The organism is Sphingomonas sp. GW821-FHT10C01 (assembly GCF_059415525.1).
Genome location: NZ_JBWKNK010000005.1, coordinates 1 through 18160, shown reverse-complemented (window position 1 = coordinate 18160; position 18160 = coordinate 1). Strand labels below are relative to the sequence as shown.

The 18160-nt window shown below is 65.6% G+C and carries 16 protein-coding genes; 6 read left to right on the top strand and 10 right to left on the bottom strand.

Translation table 11 applies throughout. The annotated features are described in order from the left end of the window. Nucleotides 1–54 precede the first annotated feature (54 nt). On the bottom strand, nucleotides 55–1044 hold the full coding sequence (locus tag AC07M1_RS17520) for a DUF6607 family protein (RefSeq protein WP_495163922.1): 990 nt from the start codon (nucleotides 1042–1044) through the stop codon (nucleotides 55–57). Nucleotides 1045–1072: 28 nt separating this feature from the next. Continuing rightward, nucleotides 1073–3280: a TonB-dependent hemoglobin/transferrin/lactoferrin family receptor gene (locus tag AC07M1_RS17515; protein WP_495163921.1), complete on the bottom strand. Its 2208-nt coding sequence runs from the start codon at nucleotides 3278–3280 to the stop codon at nucleotides 1073–1075. Nucleotides 3281–3429: 149 nt separating this feature from the next. On the opposite strand from AC07M1_RS17515, the gene AC07M1_RS17510 reads away from it, so the two are divergent. Both AC07M1_RS17510 and dacB read left to right on the top strand, forming a co-directional pair. Next, nucleotides 3430–4518, top strand: coding sequence for a glycosyltransferase family 2 protein (locus AC07M1_RS17510; RefSeq protein ID WP_495163920.1), 1089 nt, complete (start codon nucleotides 3430–3432; stop codon nucleotides 4516–4518). Further along, the gene (gene dacB, locus AC07M1_RS17505; protein ID WP_495163919.1) at nucleotides 4515–5954 is read left to right on the top strand and encodes a D-alanyl-D-alanine carboxypeptidase/D-alanyl-D-alanine endopeptidase; all 1440 of its coding nucleotides are present in this window, start codon (nucleotides 4515–4517) and stop codon (nucleotides 5952–5954) included. Before AC07M1_RS17510 ends, dacB begins: the two co-directional genes overlap by 4 nt. Nucleotides 5955–6172: 218 nt before the next feature. Here the strand turns inward: dacB and AC07M1_RS17500 are convergent, their stop codons facing one another. Both AC07M1_RS17500 and AC07M1_RS17495 read right to left on the bottom strand, forming a co-directional pair. Beyond that, the gene (locus AC07M1_RS17500) at nucleotides 6173–6904 is read right to left on the bottom strand and encodes a class I SAM-dependent methyltransferase (protein ID WP_495163918.1); all 732 of its coding nucleotides are present in this window, start codon (nucleotides 6902–6904) and stop codon (nucleotides 6173–6175) included. Nucleotide 6905: 1 nt separating this feature from the next. After that, nucleotides 6906–7286 (bottom strand): GtrA family protein, encoded by a 381-nt coding sequence (locus AC07M1_RS17495; RefSeq protein WP_495163917.1) that lies wholly within the window; start codon nucleotides 7284–7286, stop codon nucleotides 6906–6908. 107 nt (nucleotides 7287–7393) lie between these two features. On the opposite strand from AC07M1_RS17495, the gene AC07M1_RS17490 reads away from it, so the two are divergent. Then, complete coding sequence (locus AC07M1_RS17490) at nucleotides 7394–9193, top strand: AcrB/AcrD/AcrF family protein (protein ID WP_495163916.1); 1800 nt, start codon at nucleotides 7394–7396, stop codon at nucleotides 9191–9193. Between the two features lie 37 nt (nucleotides 9194–9230). Here AC07M1_RS17490 and AC07M1_RS17485 read toward each other — a convergent pair whose 3' ends face one another. Further along, a complete protein-coding gene (locus AC07M1_RS17485) occupies nucleotides 9231–9854 on the bottom strand; it encodes a MarC family protein (RefSeq protein WP_495163915.1) in 624 nt (207 codons plus the stop codon). After that, entirely contained in the window at nucleotides 9851–10846 is a 996-nt protein-coding gene (galE, locus tag AC07M1_RS17480; RefSeq protein WP_495163914.1) for a UDP-glucose 4-epimerase GalE, read from the bottom strand. Before galE ends, AC07M1_RS17485 begins: the two co-directional genes overlap by 4 nt. A gap of 68 nt (nucleotides 10847–10914) precedes the next feature. Here galE and msrA point away from each other — a divergent pair, with 68 nt between their 5' ends. After that, nucleotides 10915–11460 carry a peptide-methionine (S)-S-oxide reductase MsrA gene (gene msrA, locus AC07M1_RS17475; RefSeq protein WP_495163913.1) on the top strand — a complete coding sequence of 182 codons (546 nt, stop codon included), beginning with the start codon at nucleotides 10915–10917 and terminating at the stop codon, nucleotides 11458–11460. A gap of 22 nt (nucleotides 11461–11482) precedes the next feature. On the opposite strand, the gene aqpZ is transcribed toward msrA, so the two are convergent. Both aqpZ and AC07M1_RS17465 read right to left on the bottom strand, forming a co-directional pair. Next, a complete protein-coding gene (gene aqpZ / locus AC07M1_RS17470; RefSeq protein WP_495163912.1) occupies nucleotides 11483–12184 on the bottom strand; it encodes an aquaporin Z in 702 nt (233 codons plus the stop codon). Between the two features lie 81 nt (nucleotides 12185–12265). Beyond that, a complete protein-coding gene (locus AC07M1_RS17465; RefSeq protein WP_495163911.1) occupies nucleotides 12266–13216 on the bottom strand; it encodes an L-threonylcarbamoyladenylate synthase in 951 nt (316 codons plus the stop codon). A 45-nt stretch (nucleotides 13217–13261) separates the two neighbouring features. Between AC07M1_RS17465 and AC07M1_RS17460 the strand changes: the two genes are divergently transcribed. Then, nucleotides 13262–14974: an acyl-CoA dehydrogenase family protein gene (locus tag AC07M1_RS17460; RefSeq protein WP_495163910.1), complete on the top strand. Its 1713-nt coding sequence runs from the start codon at nucleotides 13262–13264 to the stop codon at nucleotides 14972–14974. A gap of 130 nt (nucleotides 14975–15104) precedes the next feature. Here the strand turns inward: AC07M1_RS17460 and AC07M1_RS17455 are convergent, their stop codons facing one another. Both AC07M1_RS17455 and AC07M1_RS17450 read right to left on the bottom strand, forming a co-directional pair. Beyond that, complete coding sequence (locus tag AC07M1_RS17455) at nucleotides 15105–15461, bottom strand: GntR family transcriptional regulator (RefSeq protein ID WP_495163909.1); 357 nt, start codon at nucleotides 15459–15461, stop codon at nucleotides 15105–15107. A gap of 64 nt (nucleotides 15462–15525) precedes the next feature. Further along, nucleotides 15526–16125, bottom strand: coding sequence for a nitroreductase family protein (locus tag AC07M1_RS17450; protein ID WP_495163908.1), 600 nt, complete (start codon nucleotides 16123–16125; stop codon nucleotides 15526–15528). Between the two features lie 185 nt (nucleotides 16126–16310). Between AC07M1_RS17450 and AC07M1_RS17445 the strand changes: the two genes are divergently transcribed. Next, nucleotides 16311–18140: a peptide MFS transporter gene (locus AC07M1_RS17445; RefSeq protein ID WP_495163907.1), complete on the top strand. Its 1830-nt coding sequence runs from the start codon at nucleotides 16311–16313 to the stop codon at nucleotides 18138–18140. Nucleotides 18141–18160: the final 20 nt, after the last annotated feature.

The window sequence follows — 18160 nt, the reverse complement described above, 5'->3', positions numbered from 1 at the left end:
ATTCCGGGGCGGGCCAGGGATCGGCACATGGGGTGCCGGAGGGTCTCGTGAAACTCAGTTGGCGGATTGCCCCGCCGCGCGCGTGGCCTGATCCATCAGCGCCTTCGCGGTCTTGATGGCCTCGGCTTCCTTGATCTTGCTGCTCTGAACATCGTCGGCGATGCCGAGCAGGCGGCTGGCGATCACCGTCCCGGCCTCGGCCGCCTCGGTGATGCGGATGCCGTTCTTGGCGGTGGCGATACGGTCCCATTCGCCGCGCACCGCGGCCCAATAGCCCTTGGTTGCCGCCCAGTAGTCGTCGGCCGCCTTCACGGCATAGCCGTCGAACTTGGTATAGGTGTTGAGGACATATTCCTGGACGACCGGCTCGAGCTTGCCGTCGAACTGGCCCATCTTGGTATTGTCCTGCCAGTGGATCCAGCCGGCGGGACTGATCTGGTGGCGGTTGATCCCGTAATAGCGGTCATAGACCGGACCGCGCACCGCATCGCGGCGCGCGAGCGGGCGCCAGGTCCAGTTGGAGCGCCAGCGGCGGACCCCCGCCTCGGTCGTCCACTGGCCCCAGCCGCCATAGCGCGGACTGTCGTCGACTTGGTAGACGGTCTGCGACCAACGGCCCCTGCGCATCCGCTCGGGCACTTCTTCCCACGTCCAGCTGTCGGGGCCGGAATAGACCAGCACCTTGGCGGGCTCATATTCCCAGTCCTGGCGCCAGTGCTTGATGATCATGTCCTTGCCCTCATGGCTCACGACCAGAAGGTGCTGGAGGCGGATCACACGGCCGGTGTCCTCGATCACGCGGACCGATTCATGGCCGCCCGACACCTTGGCGGCGATCGGCGTGTAATCGGCGCGCCACGGCGTCGATTCCTGCATGTCGAACCTGACCTTATAGTTGCCGGCCATCGCCAGGATGTCCTTGCGGTCGGCCTCGAACGACGCCTTGGCCTCCGCCTCGCTGCCCGCCTTGACCGGTCCGTCGGCCAGTGCCGGGGTGGCGCACGCGATCAGCGCTGCGCCAGCGATCCACATCATCTTCTTCATTCTTGTTACCCTCAGTTTTGTCGTTCGTTCAGAAGCGGATGCTGGCCGAGACACTGGCGTTGCGCCCGGGCTGGGTATAGGCGTCCTTGATGGCGGAGGTCGCGGCGAGGCCACGGACGTCGTTCCACCACCAGTATTTCGCGTTGGTGACGTTGAAGACGCCCGCGCGTAGCGTCAGCGCCTCGACCGGCCGCCAGAAAGCGGTAGCGTCCAGCGTCACGAACTCGTCGCCACGGAAGCAGCCAGGCGCCGGATTGGGAACCGCTGTGGTTGGCAATGGGTAGCAGGTCGAACCCCGGGTCTCCCGCACGCCCTTTTGCGCGCTGTAGGTTGCGATCAGCTGACCGCCGAAGCGTCCGCCCGGATCGCGCCAGCCGGCTCCGACCACCAGCTTGATCGGATCGATCGACTGTAGCGGGGTCTTGATGCCCGACGCCCGAACCTCGTTGCCATCGGCGTACGAGAAGGCGAGACGGCCGGTGAAGCCGTTATCGGTCCACACTTCGAACCGCGCCTCGGCGCCCTTCACCTGCGCGCGGTTGATGTTGATGAACTGGAAGACCGTAGGATTGGCGGCCGTGCCGGCACCGGAAACCGGCTCCTGCGAGATGAAATCGTCATAGTCGACATGGAAACCGGTCAGGTCGAGGCGGACATTACGGCCCAGGAAGCGGACACCGGCCTCGAGCGCCTCACTGGTCTCGGGCCGCAGGTTCGGGTTCGGGGCCGAGGTATAGCCGAAGGCGAGATTCTCGAAGAACTGGTTCACCTGGCTCGGCTCAGGCGCTTTGAAGCCCTGAGCGTAATTGGCGAACAGGCGCACGCCTTCGCCGAGCTTCACCACCGCGCCGAGTTTGGGCGAGACATGCGACCCGCTCTGCTTCGCCGCCGCGAAGGTCGGAAGCAGCGGGTCCTTGTCGGGCGACAGGTTGTAGTGATCGAAGCGCAGCGCGGGGTGCAAGGTGACCGGGCCGAAGCTGATTTCACCCGCTGCGAACGCGCCGACCAGCGTATAGTCGGTCTTCGGGAAGGCGCGGGTCGGGAACACCTCGCCGGCGGGCGGAACGGTGCCATCCCGAAGCCCCTCCTGCTGCGTCACGCTGACATCGCCGCCCAGGACCAGACGCAGCGGCGTTTCGATACTGCCGAAGTTGAGGCGCACATCGCCCGACGCGCCGTAGACGCGGTTCTCGAACGTATTGAGCCGGGTGCGGTCTATGGCCGGATTGCGGTCCTCGAAGGTGAACTGGCGGTCTTCCGAATCCTGGAGATAGGCCGCGATCCGTGCCTGCTCCACCGTGCCGCTACCGGTCCAGGTCCAGTCCAGCGCCGCTCGCCAGCGGTGGCCCGTATCAGTCGCGTCGAGGTTGAGAACGCTCGCCGAATGACCGGTGAGCACATCGGTGAACAGATGCGTGTCGAGATACTCGCCAGTCAGGCGGATACGATGGCCACCGCTCTCATAGACGATCCGGCCGAGCGCCGCGTTTGACCGGCCATCCTGCGGGTTGGCCTTGGTCCGAGTCGCGCGATCGCCGCCGACGGTACCTTGGTTCTCATATTCGTTGAAATCGCGGCGGGTATAGGCCGCCATCGCCGACCAGTTGCCTGAGCGCCCGGCGAGGATCAGCGTCTCGCTGAACTCGTTATCGGCGGACGAAAACGCGGCGCGTGCACGTCCCCCGACATTCTGGCCTTCGCGCAGGAAATCCTTGGGGTCAGCGGTGATGAAGCTCACCGCCCCCGCCAGCCCGTCGCTGCCATAGAGCGCCGAGGCGGGTCCGCGCAGAATCTCAACCGACTTGATGAGACCGAGATCGACATAGTCGCCACGGCCGACGCCCTGCGCGCCGAAGGTGAACCCATCAGGCACGCGCACGCCATCGACCTGGATCAAGACGCGGTTGCCGCCCATGCCGCGGATGTTGAAGCCTTCATTGCCGGCACGGCCGGTGGTGCCGAGCGCAGCGCCGAAGCGGGTCGGCTGACGCGTGACGCTCACGCCCGGTTCGAACCGCACCAGTTCCTTGATGTCGGTCACCATCTCGTCGGCGATCTGTTCCTCGCCGATCACACTGACGGTCGCCGGTGCATCCTGCGTCGCCAGCGGCGAGCGGGTTGCGGTGACGGTCACGGTATCCCGTGCATCGGGATCAGCCTCCTCGGCAAAAGCCGGTGACGCCGCGAGCGCCAGCAGGCCGGCCCCGGCGACCAGGAGGTTGCGTGATCCGTACATGATTACCCCTTCAATTCTGCGATTGCGACTGACTCGCATTATTATTTCGCAGCTAAGCTTATTGCGAACCACTGTCAATTGGGCAGGGTCGAGCATCTGGATGTAAAACCCGCATGACGTTTCGTCGGCAGCACGCTAAGTCGCTCGGCATGCAACGTCCCAAGCTCTCGGTCGTCGTGCCGTGTTACAATGAAGAAGGCTGTCTCGAGCTGCTGCACGGCCGGGTCTCCGCCGCCGCGCGCGCCGCGGTCGGCGATGATTATGAGATTGTGCTGGTCAATGACGGCTCGCGCGATGGCAGCTGGGCCGTCATGCAACGACTGTCGGCCGCCGACCCGCGCCTCGTCGCGGTCAACCTCTCCCGCAACCACGGGCATCAGCTGGCGCTGACCGCCGGTCTCGACCTGTGCGCGGGCGACGAGATCCTGATCATCGACGCAGACCTGCAGGATCCGCCCGAACTGCTGACCGAAATGCGGGCGACCATGCGCGAGCAGGGCGCGGACGTCGTCTATGCCGTACGTCGCAAGCGCGAGGGCGAAACCTTTTTCAAGAAGGTGACGGCTGCGTTCTTCTACCGGATGCTCGACCGGATCACAGACACGCCGATCCCGCTCGACACCGGCGATTTCCGCTTGATGTCGCGCCGCGCGCTCGATGCGTTCCTGTCGCTGCCCGAACAGGCCCGCTTCATCCGCGGCATGGTCGCCTGGGTCGGCTTCCGCCAGGTCCCGTTCGTCTATGATCGGCATGAGCGGCACGCGGGCGAGACCAAATATCCGCTGGCCAAGATGATCCGCTTCGCACTCGACGCGGTCACAGGCTTCTCGACCGCGCCGCTGCGCTTCGCGAGTCACGCGGGCCTTGCACTCACTGGCCTGTCGGCGCTGCTGTTCCTCTATATCGTCATCGGCTGGCTGATGGGGAATGCGGTTCAGGGCTGGACCTCGACCATGCTCGTCGTCGTCTTCCTTGGCGCGGTGCAGATGTTCGTGCTGGGTATGATCGGCGAGTATCTGGGTCGGCTCTACGTCGAATCGAAGCGGCGCCCGCTCTATCTGGTCGCGGACGTCGCCGGGCCGGTGAAGGGCCATGCCTCGCTCGGTTATCGCTTTGCCGATTCGGGCGAGGTGACGGTGTCGCCGCATGCACCAGCGCGGGTCGCCCCCCCTGAAACTCGCCCTGCGCCCGCCAAAGCGGCACCCCGCAAGACCGACGAACCGCCGACACTGCTTTGAAGCGCGCCCTAGCTCTCTTCGCGCTCGCCACCGCGAGTCCGCTCGCCGCGCAGCAGGCAACGCCGCTCCAGAGCCGTGTCGAGGCGGAGCTGGCCAAGGCCGCGCCGGGCACGCGTTACGGCCTTGTCGTAACCGATGCGCAGGGACGCGAGATCGTCGCGGTCAACCCCGACCAGCGCTTCATCCCCGCATCGAACACCAAGATCGTGACAACGGCAGCGGCTCTATCGACCCTCACCGGCTTCGACCGACCCGACATCGCCGGCGGCGCCAGCGTGCGGATCGAGGGCCGAGACGTGGTGCTGACCGGGCACGGGGACGCGCGGCTTTCGAGCGCTGCGGACTGCGCCACCAACTGCCTGTCGCAGCTTGCCGATGCGATCGCGGCGAAGACGAAACGCGTCGGCAACATCATTGGCGACGCGACCCTGTTCCCCGACGAGCGCTGGAGCGCCGGGATGAGCTGGAACAACATCCCCAGCCCCTATGGCACCGCGCTGACCGCGCTCACGCTCGACGACAATGAGCTGATCGCGACCGCAACCCCCGGCAAGGCCGGAGCGGCACCGGGCGTCGCGCATCTTGGCTATCTCACGATCGACAACCGTGCGGTCACCGTCGCGGCGGGCGGGAAAACCGACCTCGACGTCGACCGGCTACCCTTCAGCCGTACGATCCGCCTGATCGGCACGATCGCCGCCGACGCCAAGCCGCAGAAGATCCGCATGGGGATCGACGATCCCGCGCACTATGCCGCCTGGCGCCTCGCCGCACTGCTGCGGGAGCGTGGTGTCCGGGTGACCGGCGAGTTGCAGTCGCGTTACCGCACGCCAAGCCTCACCGACGACCCCCGCCAGCGCCTCGCACCGATGCCGCCGCGCGCAACGCCCCCCGCGCCGCTCGCCGCGGTCACCCCACCGCCGCTGATCGAAGACCTGCGCACGATCAACAAGGACAGCCAGAACCTTCACACCGAATTGCTGTTGCGCCGCGTCGGCCTGGTCGGCGGCACGGGTTCGGTCGCCGACGGTCTGGCGCGCGTGGAAGAGATGTTCACGGCGGCGGGCGTGCCGCGCACGTCGTGGGACTTCTCCGACGGGTCGGGCATGTCCACCTATAACCGCATCGCACCGCGCGGCATGGTCAAGCTGCTTCGCTGGATCAGCGCCCAGCCCTGGAGCGCGGCGTGGCGCGAGACGCTCCCCATCGGCGGTGTCGACGGCACCCTTGGCCGCCGCTTCAAGGGCACGATCCTTGAAGGCAAGATCTTCGCCAAGACCGGCACGATCAACGCCACCAACGCGCTGGCGGGCTATATGACGACGAAGAGCGGCAAGACGCTGACCTTCGCCGCCTATGCCAATGACGTCCCGTCGGGCACCGCTGCGACACCGACGATGGACGCGGCGCTGGTGGCGATCGCCGAAGCGAACTGACACGGCTCAGATTGACAAAGTTGACAGAATCGCATGGTTTTCCCGGCGAGTGTCAACCTGACCGACGACTGCCAAAGTCCGCTGTTATCAAACCTCTATGACCGAATGCGAGCATTGGTCATGAAGCCCGGGCGGTTGACACTGTCAAAGAGCGCGCCGGGTGTCCGGGCACGCTCTGGCAGAGCAAATCAATTCCAACATTTCAAGCCGCGGCGCGCTCAGCCCTTGGGCTGGGCGAGCACGATCAGCGACAGGCCGGGCGGCAGCGGCATGCGGCCGACCAGATGGCGCTCAAGCCCGAAGATCTTCTCGAAAATCGCGTTGAGCGGCTTGGGCGGCGGCGAATCGTCGCTGTCATCCTTACCCGTCAGCTTGCCCGCGAGCCGCGCGGCGACCGCAGCGGGGAACAGCAGCGAGTTGAAATAGCCGAGCTTGCGCCACTTGAGGCCCGCACGCTCCAGCGCGGCGACCAGCGTCGCCTTGGAGTAGCGACGCTTATGGTGGTTCACCACGTCATGCGCGCTCCACATCCACTGGTGCGCGGGCACCGTGATCAGGATCGTGCCGCCAGGCTTGAGGCGCTTCGTCATCGCTTCCAATGCGGCGACATCGTCCTCGATATGCTCGACCACATCGAGCACGGCGATCATGTCATACTGACCGTCGGCGACGCCCGTCAGCTCGGGAAGCGGCGAACTGCCGACGTCCTTGCCCAGCCGCTTGCTCGCGATCTCACGCGCCGCGGGGTCGATCTCGATCGCATCGACTTCGCCAAAGGCGCCGAGCATGGGCAGGTTGTGGCCGGTGCCGCAGCCGATCTCGAGGATACGTGCGCCCTTGGGCGGGTTCACTTCACGAGCGATGAAGTCGGCGAGGATGTCGCGGCGCGCCACATACCACCAATGGGTGGAATCATGCTCGGCCATGCGGTCGTAAACGATACGGTCCATATCAGCCGAATACCCATTGCCGGTTGAATGCGAAAGTCGCGAGGGGAGTGATGGTGACGATCGGGATGAGCGGCACCCAGTCGGGATAGTGCATCAGGTCCGCGATCAGCCAGGTGAACAGCGCGTTGAGCAGCAGGCCGAAACCCTGAACGACGAGGAATTTGAGGTGCTGGCGCCCGCTATTCTCGCGCGTGCCATGCCCCTTGAAGCTCCAGGCGCTGTGCAGGAAGAAACCGCAGGTTACCGCGACCGCGAAGGCAAACGGCACTGCGGCGACGGCGAGATTCGGGAACACCCACCACGCCAGCGGCAGATAGACAGCCGAGTAGATCACGGTCGAAATCACGCCCGCGATGCCGAAGCGAACGATCTGTCCGATCACCCCGCTACGCTGCAATTCGCCTATTCTGTGGATAATCGCCGTCACGCCTGCCTTGCCCTGAAGCCGGGCGCCGCACTAATGCCCATCAATCGGTAGGGGAAGCGGTTTTGACCAAGGCACTGCAAGGCTTCGATCTGGAGCGGGAATTGTCGGTGCACTGGCTGCGCTGGACGCTGCTCGCCTGGGCGCTGATCGCCGCCTGGTTCCTGTGGGACCGCTGGGGGCTGATCAACGCGCTGGGCCTGGGCGACACCGACGACAATATGCGGCTGATGCAGGTGCGCGCGCTGCTCGACGGGCAGGGCTGGTACGATCTGCGCCAGTATCGCCTCAGCCCGCCCGGTGGGCTCGACATCCACTGGTCACGGCTGGTGGACCTGCCGATCGCGGCGCTGATCCTGATCTTCAAGCCGTTCGTCGGCGTGGCGATGGCCGAACGGCTGGCCTGCGGCATCGCGCCGATGCTGCCCCTTGCGGTGACGATGGCGGCATTGGGAGTCACCGTGCGCCGCCTGATCGCGCCAGTCGCATGGCCGATCGCCGCGATCATCCTGCTCGGCTGCGGATCGACGATGCTGATGTTCATGCCGCTGCGCATCGATCACCATGGCTGGCAGCTCGCCTTCCTGGCGCTGACGCTGGTGGGCCTCACCGACCCCAAGCGCATGCGCGGCGGCGTGGTCGTCGGTCTCTCAAGCGCCGCATCGCTGACCATCGGGCTTGAGCTGCTGCCCTATTGCGCCATCGCGGGCGCGATCGTGGCGCTGCGCTGGGTATGGGACGGCGGCGAGGTCCGGCGGATGCAGGGCTATGCGCTGAGCCTGGCGGGCGGCAGCGCCTTGGGTTTCGCGCTGTTCGCGTCCAACGCCAACCACGCGATGCGATGCGATGCACTGACGCCCGTGTGGCTGTCGGTGACGATCGCGGCGGGCGTGCTGCTGTTCGCGATCAGCCTGCTCAACCCCGCCAACCGCCTGGCGCGGCTGGGCATGGCCGCTGTGGCTGGCGCGATCATCGTCGGCGGATTCGCCGGCCTGTTCCCGCAATGCCTGTCGCGGCCCGAGGGTGTGTCGGACGAGCTGTACGAGATCTGGCTGAGCAATGTGCGCGAGGCACGACCGATCTATCGCCACAGCTTTGCCATGGCCTTCCCCATCGCGGTGTTACCGGTGATCGGTGTGATCGGCGCTGCGGTGGCGGCATGGCGCGCCCGCGCCTCGGCAGTGCAGCTGACCAGCTGGATCGCGATCGGACTGTTCACCGCCTTCGCCGGCGCGATGTTGCTGTGGCAGATCCGCGCGGGCCCGGCGGCGCAGCTGCTCGCCATTCCGGGCGCGACGGCACTGGTGTGGCTGGTGGTGCCGTGGTTCCTCAACCAGAAATATGTGGCGGTGCGCGTGCTGGGCGCGGTCGCGGCATTCCTGTTGCTCTCCGGCCTCTTCACCGGGTTCGTCGTCAAATATGTGAAGGTCGACAAACCCGTGAAGGCGCGCGGCGTCGTCAACCAGGCCAATGCGCGGTGTGCCGGCGCCTCGGGCATGTCGTTGCTCGACCGGTCGTTGCCGCCATCGACGCTGTTCACCCATGTCGACCTGGGGCCGCGGCTGATCGTGATGACGCATCACAACGGCATCGCCGGGCCATACCATCGCAATGAACGGGCGATCCTCGACGTCCATCATGCCTTCACTAACAGCCCCGACGCGTTCCGGCCGATCGCTCGGCGCTATGGCGCGCAATATCTGCTGGTCTGCCCCAACATGGCCGAGACAACGATCTACCGCAGCCGCAACCCCAACGGCTTCTATGGCCAGCTTGCCAAGGGCAAGGTGCCGGACTGGCTGATCCCGGTGCGGTTGCCGGCCAAGGCACCGTACCGGCTGTGGAAGATCCGCTACGAGAAATGAGGTTTGGCTCCTCCCCTTCAGGGGAGGAGCTTGAGAGCTACAGCCCGAAGCTGCGCTTGATCCCATCGATCACGAACTGGATCGCCAGCGCCGAGAGCAACACGCCCAGCAAGCGGGTGATGACCGATTCGATCTTGGCGCCGAGCAGCCGCATCAACGGCCCGGCGGCGAGCAGCGCGATCAGGGTGAGCACCAGCACCAGCCCAAGCGCGGCGAACACCACCGCGGTCTCCCCCGCCCCGTCGCTGCGCGAGACGAGCAGCATGACGGTGGCGATAGAGCCGGGTCCGGCGATCATCGGCATGCCCATCGGGAAGACCGAGACATCCTCGACCTCGGGCGTGTCCATGATCTTGTTGGCGCGATCCTCGCGGCGTTCCTGCCGCTTCTCGAACACCATCTCCAGCGCGATGATGAACAGCATGATCCCGCCGGCGATACGGAAGGCATTCAGGCTGATACCGAGCGTCTTGAGCAGCGCCTCTCCGACCAACGCGAACACCAGCAGGATCGCGCTGGCGATCACCACCGCGCGGATCGCCATGCTGCGCTGCTGCGCCAGTGTCGCGCCCTTGGTCAGGCCCGCATAGATCGGCGCACAGCCGGGCGGGTCGATGACCACGAACAGGGTCGCGAAGGCGGAGAGGAACAGTTCGATCATGTGCGCTCTGCCAGTTTGCGCTCCCAGGCGAGCGCGTCAGTGACGATGCGGTCGAGATCGTCATGCTTCGGGCGCCATGGAAGCGCGTCGAGAATAGCGCGATTGTCCGAGATCAACTCGTCCGGGTCGCCGGCACGCCGACCTTCGAGGTGGCGCTCGATCTTGACGTTCGTCACCCGGTCGACCGCGTCGAGCACTTCGAGCACCGAATAGCCGCGACCATAACCAGCGTTGAGGAAATGGCTCTGTGTCGGCTGCGCGACCAGCAGGTCGAGCGCATCGACATGCGCGGCGGCAAGGTCGCTGACATGGATATAGTCGCGTACCCCGGTGCCGTCGCGCGTCGCGAAATCGGTGCCGAACACCGACACGCCGTCGCGCTTGCCCGTCGCCGCCTCGACCGCGACCTTGATCAGGTGCGTCGCGCCCGCCGTGCTCTGGCCCGAGCGGCCCTGGGGATCGGCGCCGGCGACGTTGAAGTAGCGTAGCGCGGCGAAGTTGAGCGGGTGTGCCGCAGCGACATCGCGCAGCATGTGCTCGGTCATCAGCTTCGACATGCCGTAGGGATTGATCGGCAGCTGTGGCGAATCCTCGCGCACCGGCACGACTTCGGGGATCCCGTAGGTCGCGGCGGTGGAGGAGAAGATGAAATGATTCACACCCTCGCTCACCGCGCTCTCGATCAGGCTGCGCGATGCGGCGGTGTTGTTGCGGTAATATTTGAGCGGATCGGTGACCGATTCCGGCACCACCACCGATCCGGCGAAGTGCATGATCGCCGTAACCCCATGCTCACGGATCGCGGCGCGGACCGTATCGTCATCGGCGACATTGGCGACGACCAGCTTCGCCCGCGGATCGACCGCCCAGTCGAAGCCGGTGACGAGATTGTCGAGCACCACCACGCGCCAGCCCGCATCGAGCAGGGCCAGCACCGCATGGCTGCCGATATAGCCCGCTCCACCCGTCACCATCACCGCGCCGTCACGCATTCCATTCACCCCTAGTTGCGCGCATCGCTCAACCCTATCTTGCATGGCGTAGCAAGGAGTTGAAGCGAATGACCACCGAAACCGCAATTCTGGCGGGCGGCTGCTTCTGGTGCGTGGAAGCCGTGTTCAAGGACCTGATCGGCGTCGAGTCGGTCGAAAGCGGCTATATCGGCGGCCATGTCCCCGAACCGACCTACAAGGCGGTGTGCGGCGGCGATACGGGCCATGCCGAGGCACTGAAGGTCGTGTTCGACCCGGCGCAGATCAGTTACGGCGACCTGCTCGACATCTTCTTCGCGACGCACGATCCGACCCAGCTCAACCGTCAAGGAAACGACATCGGCACGCAATATCGCTCGGCGATCTTTCCCCAGTCGCCCGAGCAGGAGGAAGCGGCGAAGGCGGGCATCGCGCGCAACGCCAGCGAGTGGCCCGCGCCGATCGTCACCACGATCGAGGCGAACGATACCTGGTGGCCGGCCGAGGGCTATCACCAGGATTATTGGGAAGGCGAAGGCCAGCGCAACCCGTACTGCCTGGCGGTGATCCCACCCAAGCTCAACAAGCTGCGCAAGAGCTTCGCCAACCGGATCAAGGAGGGGGCGGCGGGCTGAGCCGCCTCCCCCACCCCGTGCTTTAGTCCGCCTTGCCGGCGAGCGTCTTGTAGGCGATTCCGCCCAGCACGCCGCCGACAATCGGTGCGACCCAGAACAGCCATAGCTGCTGGATTGCCCAGCCGCCGACAATCAACGCCGGTCCGGTGCTGCGCGCCGGATTGACGGAGGTGTTGGTGACCGGGATCGAGATGAGGTGGATCAGCGTCAGCGCGAGGCCGATCGCGATCGGTGCGAAGCCCGCCGGTGCGCGGCCATCGGTCGCCCCCATGATGATGAAGATGAACATGAAGGTCAGCACGACCTCGATCATCAGCGCCGCGTGCATGTTGAACTTGCCGGGAGAATGCTCGGCGAACCCGTTCGCCGCCAGTCCACCCGCCAGATCATATCCGCCCGGCGCACCGTTCGCGATCGTGTAGAGCAGCCAGGCCGCGATCACCGCGCCGATCACCTGTGCGATCACATAGAGCGGGATATCCTTCGCCGCGAAACGCCCACCCGCCCACAGGCCAAAGGTCACAGCCGGATTGAGATGGCAGCCCGAAATATGGCCGATCGTATAGGCCATCGTCAGTACCGTCAGGCCGAACGCCAGGCTGACGCCCAACAGCCCGATCCCCACTTCCGGGAACGCCGCCGCCAGCACCGCACTTCCGCAGCCCCCAAAGACCAGCCAGAATGTGCCGATCAGCTCGGCTAGGCCCCGTTGCACATTGGTCATCATGCCTCTCCCACTCTCGTGTTCGAACACGCCCCTACGCGGCGAGGGGGAGACTATGCGCGGTTACGCGCTTGTAAAGGCCTAGCGATGCGCCGCACGCTGCAGGCGGTCGTTAATCGCGATGCCGATCCCCTCATCCGGGATCGGCGCAACAGCGATCGCGGTGCAGTCCGAATCGTCGGCGCGATGCAGCGCATCGAACAGGTTCGCCGCCGCCTCGATCAGGTCGCCTGACGCGGACAGGGTGTCGTTGCCTGTGACCGGACCGAAGCCGATCAGCCACTCGTCGGCGCACCGCTCGGTCGCGTCGAGGCGGACCGGCTTGGCGGGGGCATAGTGGCTGGCAAGCTGGCCCGGTGCCTCGATCGCCTCGCTTCCTCCGGAAAGCCAGCGGCCGATCTCACGCTCGATCGCTTCCGCCGGAATCGGGCCGGGGCGCAGCAGGCGCGGCGTACCGCCCAGCGCGACGATGGTCGATTCGATGCCACCGCTGGTCGGCCCGTCATCGAGGATCAGCGGGATACGGCCAGCCAGACTCGCGGTGACATGGCTGGCGCGGGTGGGGCTGATCGTGCCGCTGGCATTGGCCGAGGGCGCAGCGAGCGGCTTGCCACAAGCTGCGAGCAGCGCCTGCATCGCGCGATGCTGCGGCACGCGGATCGCGACGGTGTCGAGGCCGGCGGTGACGAGGCCGGCGATCCCCGCGTCGGCGCGCAGCGGTAGCACCAGGGTCAGGGGACCGGGCCAGAAGGCGTCGGCGAGCGCGCGCGCATCGCGGTCAAACTGCGCGATCCGCTCCGCCGCGTGCCGGTTCGCGACATGGACGATCAGCGGGTTGAACGAAGGACGCCCCTTGGCCGCAAAGATGCCCGCCACCGCGTCGCGATTCGTGGCATCGGCCGCGAGGCCATAGACCGTCTCGGTCGGCACGGCGACGCATCCCCCCCCATCGATCACCCCGGCGGCACGCGCGACCGCAGCCTCGCCGTAGGGTAAGGTCAGGGTCTCGATCAGCGGATTTGGAGCGCTCATTTCCTCTGGCTATAGCGAGGTCAAAATGACGGCAAGAGAGGACCGATGAGCTTCACCCCCGCCACCGCCGAACAGCGTTTCGTCCTGGAGCATATCGCCGGCATTTCGGAGCTTTCCGAAGCCGCCACCCCCGACCTTGTCGATGCCGTTCTGGAAGGCGCGGGCGCCTTTGCCGCGGGCGAATGGGCGCCACTGGACCGCGCGGGCGATACCGTCGGCGCGAAATGGACGCCGGAGGGCGTGAAGATGCCCGCGGGCTATCCGGAGGCCTATAAGGCCTATGTCGAGGGCGGCTGGGGCACGATCGGATCGCCCGAGGCGTTCGGTGGCCAGGGCCTGCCCTTCACGCTGGCGACCGCCGTGCTCGAGACGCTGGGCACCGCCAACACCGGATTCGCGCTGTGCCCGACACTGAACGTCGGCGCGATCGAATCGCTCGTCCATCACGGCACGCCCGAACAGCAGGATTTGTGGCTGCCCAAGCTTTCGACCGGCGAATGGACCGGGACGATGAATCTGACCGAGCCGCAGGCAGGGAGCGACGTCGGCGCGCTCAAGAGCCGCGCGACCCCGCGCGCCGATGGCAAATGGTCGATCACCGGGACCAAGATCTTCATCAGCTTCGGCGATCACGACATGGCCGATAATATCGTCCACCTCGTCCTTGCCCGCACGCCCGACGCCCCGCCGGGAACCAAGGGCATCTCGTTGTTCCTCGTCCCCAAATACCGGCTGGATGCGGACGGGAATCCGGGCGAGTTCAACGATGTCCGCGTGGTTTCGATCGAACACAAGATGGGGCTGCACGCCTCCCCCACCTGCGTCCTGTCCTTCGGCGACAATGGCGATTGCGTCGGCGAGCTGATCGGACCGGAGCTGGCCGGGATGCGCGCGATGTTCACGATGATGAACAATGCACGGCTCAACGTCGGGCTGCAGGGCGTGCAGATTGCCGAACGCGCGACCCAGCGCGCCGTGGCCTATGCCCGTGATCGCGTCCAGTCGGCGCGTGCGGGCCACGGGCGCGACCCGGTGGCGATCATCGAGCACCCCGATGTCCGCCGTATGCTGCTGCGGATGAAGGCGCAGACGATGGCTGCGCGCGCCTTGGTCTATCTTGCCGCAAGCCAGGTCGATCGCGCCAATGCCGGCGATGTTGCGGCGAAGGCACGGCTCGAGCTGCTCACCCCGCTCGCCAAGGCGCACGGCACCGATATCGGCAATGAAGTCGCCAGCCTGGGTGTCCAGGTGCATGGCGGCATGGGCTATATCGAGGAGACCGGCGCGGCCCAGCATTTCCGCGATGCGCGCATTACCCCGATCTATGAGGGCACCAACGGCATCCAGGCCGCCGATCTGGTTGGCCGCAAGCTGACCGGAGATGGCGGCGCCGAACTCGCTCGCCTGCTCGCGGATATCCGATCGGAGTCGCGCGATCCGGGTGTGCTGGAGCTGGCGGACGCATGCGAAAACGTCGGCCGGCATCTGCTTCAAGCCGACGTCGATGATCGGCTGGCATCAAGCTACCCGTTCCTGACGATGCTGTCGGTCGCGGTGTGCGGCTGGCTGATGGAGAAGCAGGAAGTGATCGCGTCCGGGCCGGACGCCGGACCCGACACGCCATTTCTCCAGATGAAGCGAACGGCGGCGCTGTTCTATCTCCAGCAGATCGTGCCGGAAGCGATTGGCCTCAAGGCGGCAGCGCTGGCCAACGCCGACGTGCTTTACTCGATCAATGCGGAGACGTTCGCAGCCTGAACCTGACCGTCACCCCGGCCTTGTGCCGGGGTCCGCCGGGAGGCAAGCAACAGGCAAGCGGCTCGAAGGCATATCGCGAGGCACCGTGGATCCCGGCACAAGGCCGGGATGACGATGGTGGGCTGGAAACTCAGGCGATTTCGCGGTCGAGCAGCTCGTGCGCGTTGAGACCGAGCAGCGCGATATGCTCGCGCACCTTGGGCCAATAGCCGTTGAGGAAACGGTCACGCTCGGCGACCTTCAGCCGTTCGACCGCGCCGGGCAGCACGAACATGCCGACGCCGCGGCGGACCTCGACATAGCCGTCGTCCTGAAAGCTCTGATAGGCCTTGGCCACGGTCAGCGGGTTGGCGCCATGCTCGGCGGCAAGCGCGCGCACCGACGGCAACTGGTCCCCCGCCCGGAATTCGCCACGCAGAATCGCGGTCGCGATGCTGGCACGCAGCTTCAGATATACCGGGCTGTCTTCATGCTCTAGCGCTGTCATGCTGCCTTAATACAGCAGAGGAGCTAGAAGTTCCACTCCTAAGAAGGTTTCACTGGATACCGCTTCAGGTGCCGCTCGTTGCCGGGCCGTTCCAGATCGATACGACACGCGCCATGTCTGGCCGGGGCCGCTCCTCCAGCGGCTTGCCCGGCGTACCGATGAAAATGAACCCGGCGATTCGCTCCGGGGCCGCGCCGAACAGGTCGCGCACCCGGTCATTGAACGCGGCCCAGCCGGTGAGCCAGCACGCTGCATAGCCCATGGCATGTGCGGCATGCTCGAGGTTCATCGTCGCGGCGCCAACCGACAATTCCTGCTCCCAGAGCGGGATATGGCTCTCGACCTTCGGCGAAGCGAGCACGACCACCAGGGTCGGCGCCTGACGCGCGAACTGGTCCATCGCCTCAATCTCCAGCCGCCCGGCCTCGGGTTTCTCCGCGCGATAGGCCTCGACGATCCCCGCCGCCAGCGCATCGCGCGCCTCCCGCGGCACCACCACGAACCGCCAGGGCGCGAGCTTGCCATGATCCGGGGTCCGCGCGGCGATCTCAAGAATGCGGCGCAACTCGTTCGAATCCGGACCTGGGGCGATCATGTCACGCGCCTTGCCGGAACGGCGGGTGGCGAGCAGCGAAAGTGGCGTAGAGCGGTCGTTGAAGGTCATGCCCGTCCCGTTAGCGGCTTCGCCGCGTTGCGCAAAGGTATTTTGCGAATGATTCGCAACAAAAGCCCACTTCCGGTCCGCGGTTACCGTTGTAACAATCATGCTTCAATATATGGGGTTTCGACGCTAGGCTCCCCACCATCCAGCCGCGGGGGCGGCAAAAAAGAACTTCAGGGAGTGTGACGTTGGCCACAGCAGCAACAGGCGGAGGGTCTGAAGACCGCGCCTTTTTTGGACATCCGCGCGGCCTTGCCGTGCTGTTCTTCGCAGAGATGTGGGAACGGTTTTCCTACTACGGCATGCGCGCGCTGCTCGTGCTCTATCTCACGCAGCATTTCCTGTTTTCCGACAAACATGCGCAGGGCCTGTACGCGGCCTATGCCTCGCTGGTGTATCTCGCCCCGGTGCTCGGCGGCTTCGTCGCCGACCGCTATCTGGGATCGCGCAAGGCGGTGACGATCGGTGCGTTGCTGCTTGTCGCGGGCCATTTCGGCATGGCGTTCGAGGGCGGCGGATCCAAACAATATATCGACGTGGCTGGCCAGACCTATCAGGTCTCGGCGGAAGGCCGCGGCGTGGATCGTAAGCCCAGGATCGTCCTGCCCGACGGGCGCGAGATCCAGATCGAGTTCACCAAGGAGGGGATCAATGTCCCGCAGGGCGCCTCGGTCGGCCTGCCGACGCAGATCCCGACAGCCGATTACACCACCCGCGTCGAGCAGGAACAGATCTACGTCCAGATCCTGTTCTTCAGCCTCGCGCTGATCATCGTTGGCGTCGGCTTCCTCAAGGCGAACATTTCGACCATCGTCGGCGCGCTCTACGAGAAGGGCGATCCCCGCCGCGACGGCGGCTTCACCATCTTCTACATGGGCATCAACCTCGGCTCGGTGCTCTCCACGCTGGCCTGTGGCTATCTCGGCATCAAATACGGGTGGTCGTACGGCTTCGGCCTTGCCGGCTTCGGCATGTTGCTCGGCCTCGTCACCTTCCTGTGGGGCCAGAAATATCTCGAGGGCAGGGCCGAGCCGCCCGCTCCTGCCGCACTCAAGAAGTCGATCGCAGGCCCGCTCAACCTCGAATGGCTGATCTACGTCCTCGGCTTCATCCTGCTGCTCCCGGCCTGGTTCCTGGTGCAGCGCGATGAGATCGTGACGACGCTGCTCGCCTATGGCGCACCGCTGATCTTCGCAGGCATGCTGGTCTGGTCGTGGGTCAAGCTGCGCGGCGCCGAGCGTTCGCGGATGATCGTGGCGATCGTGCTGATCGTCTTCTCGGTGCTGTTCTGGACCCTGTTCGAACAGGCGGGCAGTTCGCTCACGCTCTACGCCGATCGTAATACCGATCTGACCATCGCCGGCGACTTCAAGATGAACGCCGCACAGACCCAATTCTTCAACCCCGGCCTGATCGTGCTGCTGGCCCCGGTCTTCGCGGGCGTGTGGGTGTGGTTGGGCCGCCGTGGGCTCGAGCCTTCGACCCCGGTCAAGTTCGGCCTAGGCATCATGCAGGCGGGCCTCGGCTTCCTCGTGCTGACCATCGGCATCACCTATTTCGCCGGTGAAGACTATCGCGTGCCGCTGATCTGGCTGTTCCTCGCCTATCTGCTGCACACCATGGGGGAAATCTGTCTGTCACCAGTCGGACTGTCGATGATCACCCGTCTCTCGGTCCCGCGCGTCGTCGGCCTGATGATGGGCATCTGGTTCCTGTCCTCGGCGCTTGCGCATACGCTGGCTGGCATCATCGCCCAGGCGACCTCCGGCGACACGGTCGGCGGCGTGGTGGTCGATCCGGCAGCGCAGCTTGCCACCTATGACAGCGTGTTCGGTACCATCGGCTGGGTCGGCGTCGGTATCGGCGTGCTGGTCGTGGTCCTGTCGCCGTGGCTCAAGAAGGGCATGCACCTCGACACGCTGGGCAAGGATCCGGTCGATCACAATCTGGCCGGCCAGGCGGAGATCGGCGAATCCGCCGCCGCCGGTACCCGGCCGGACCTCGAGACCAAGGCCTGAACCGGGCACAACGAAAAAAG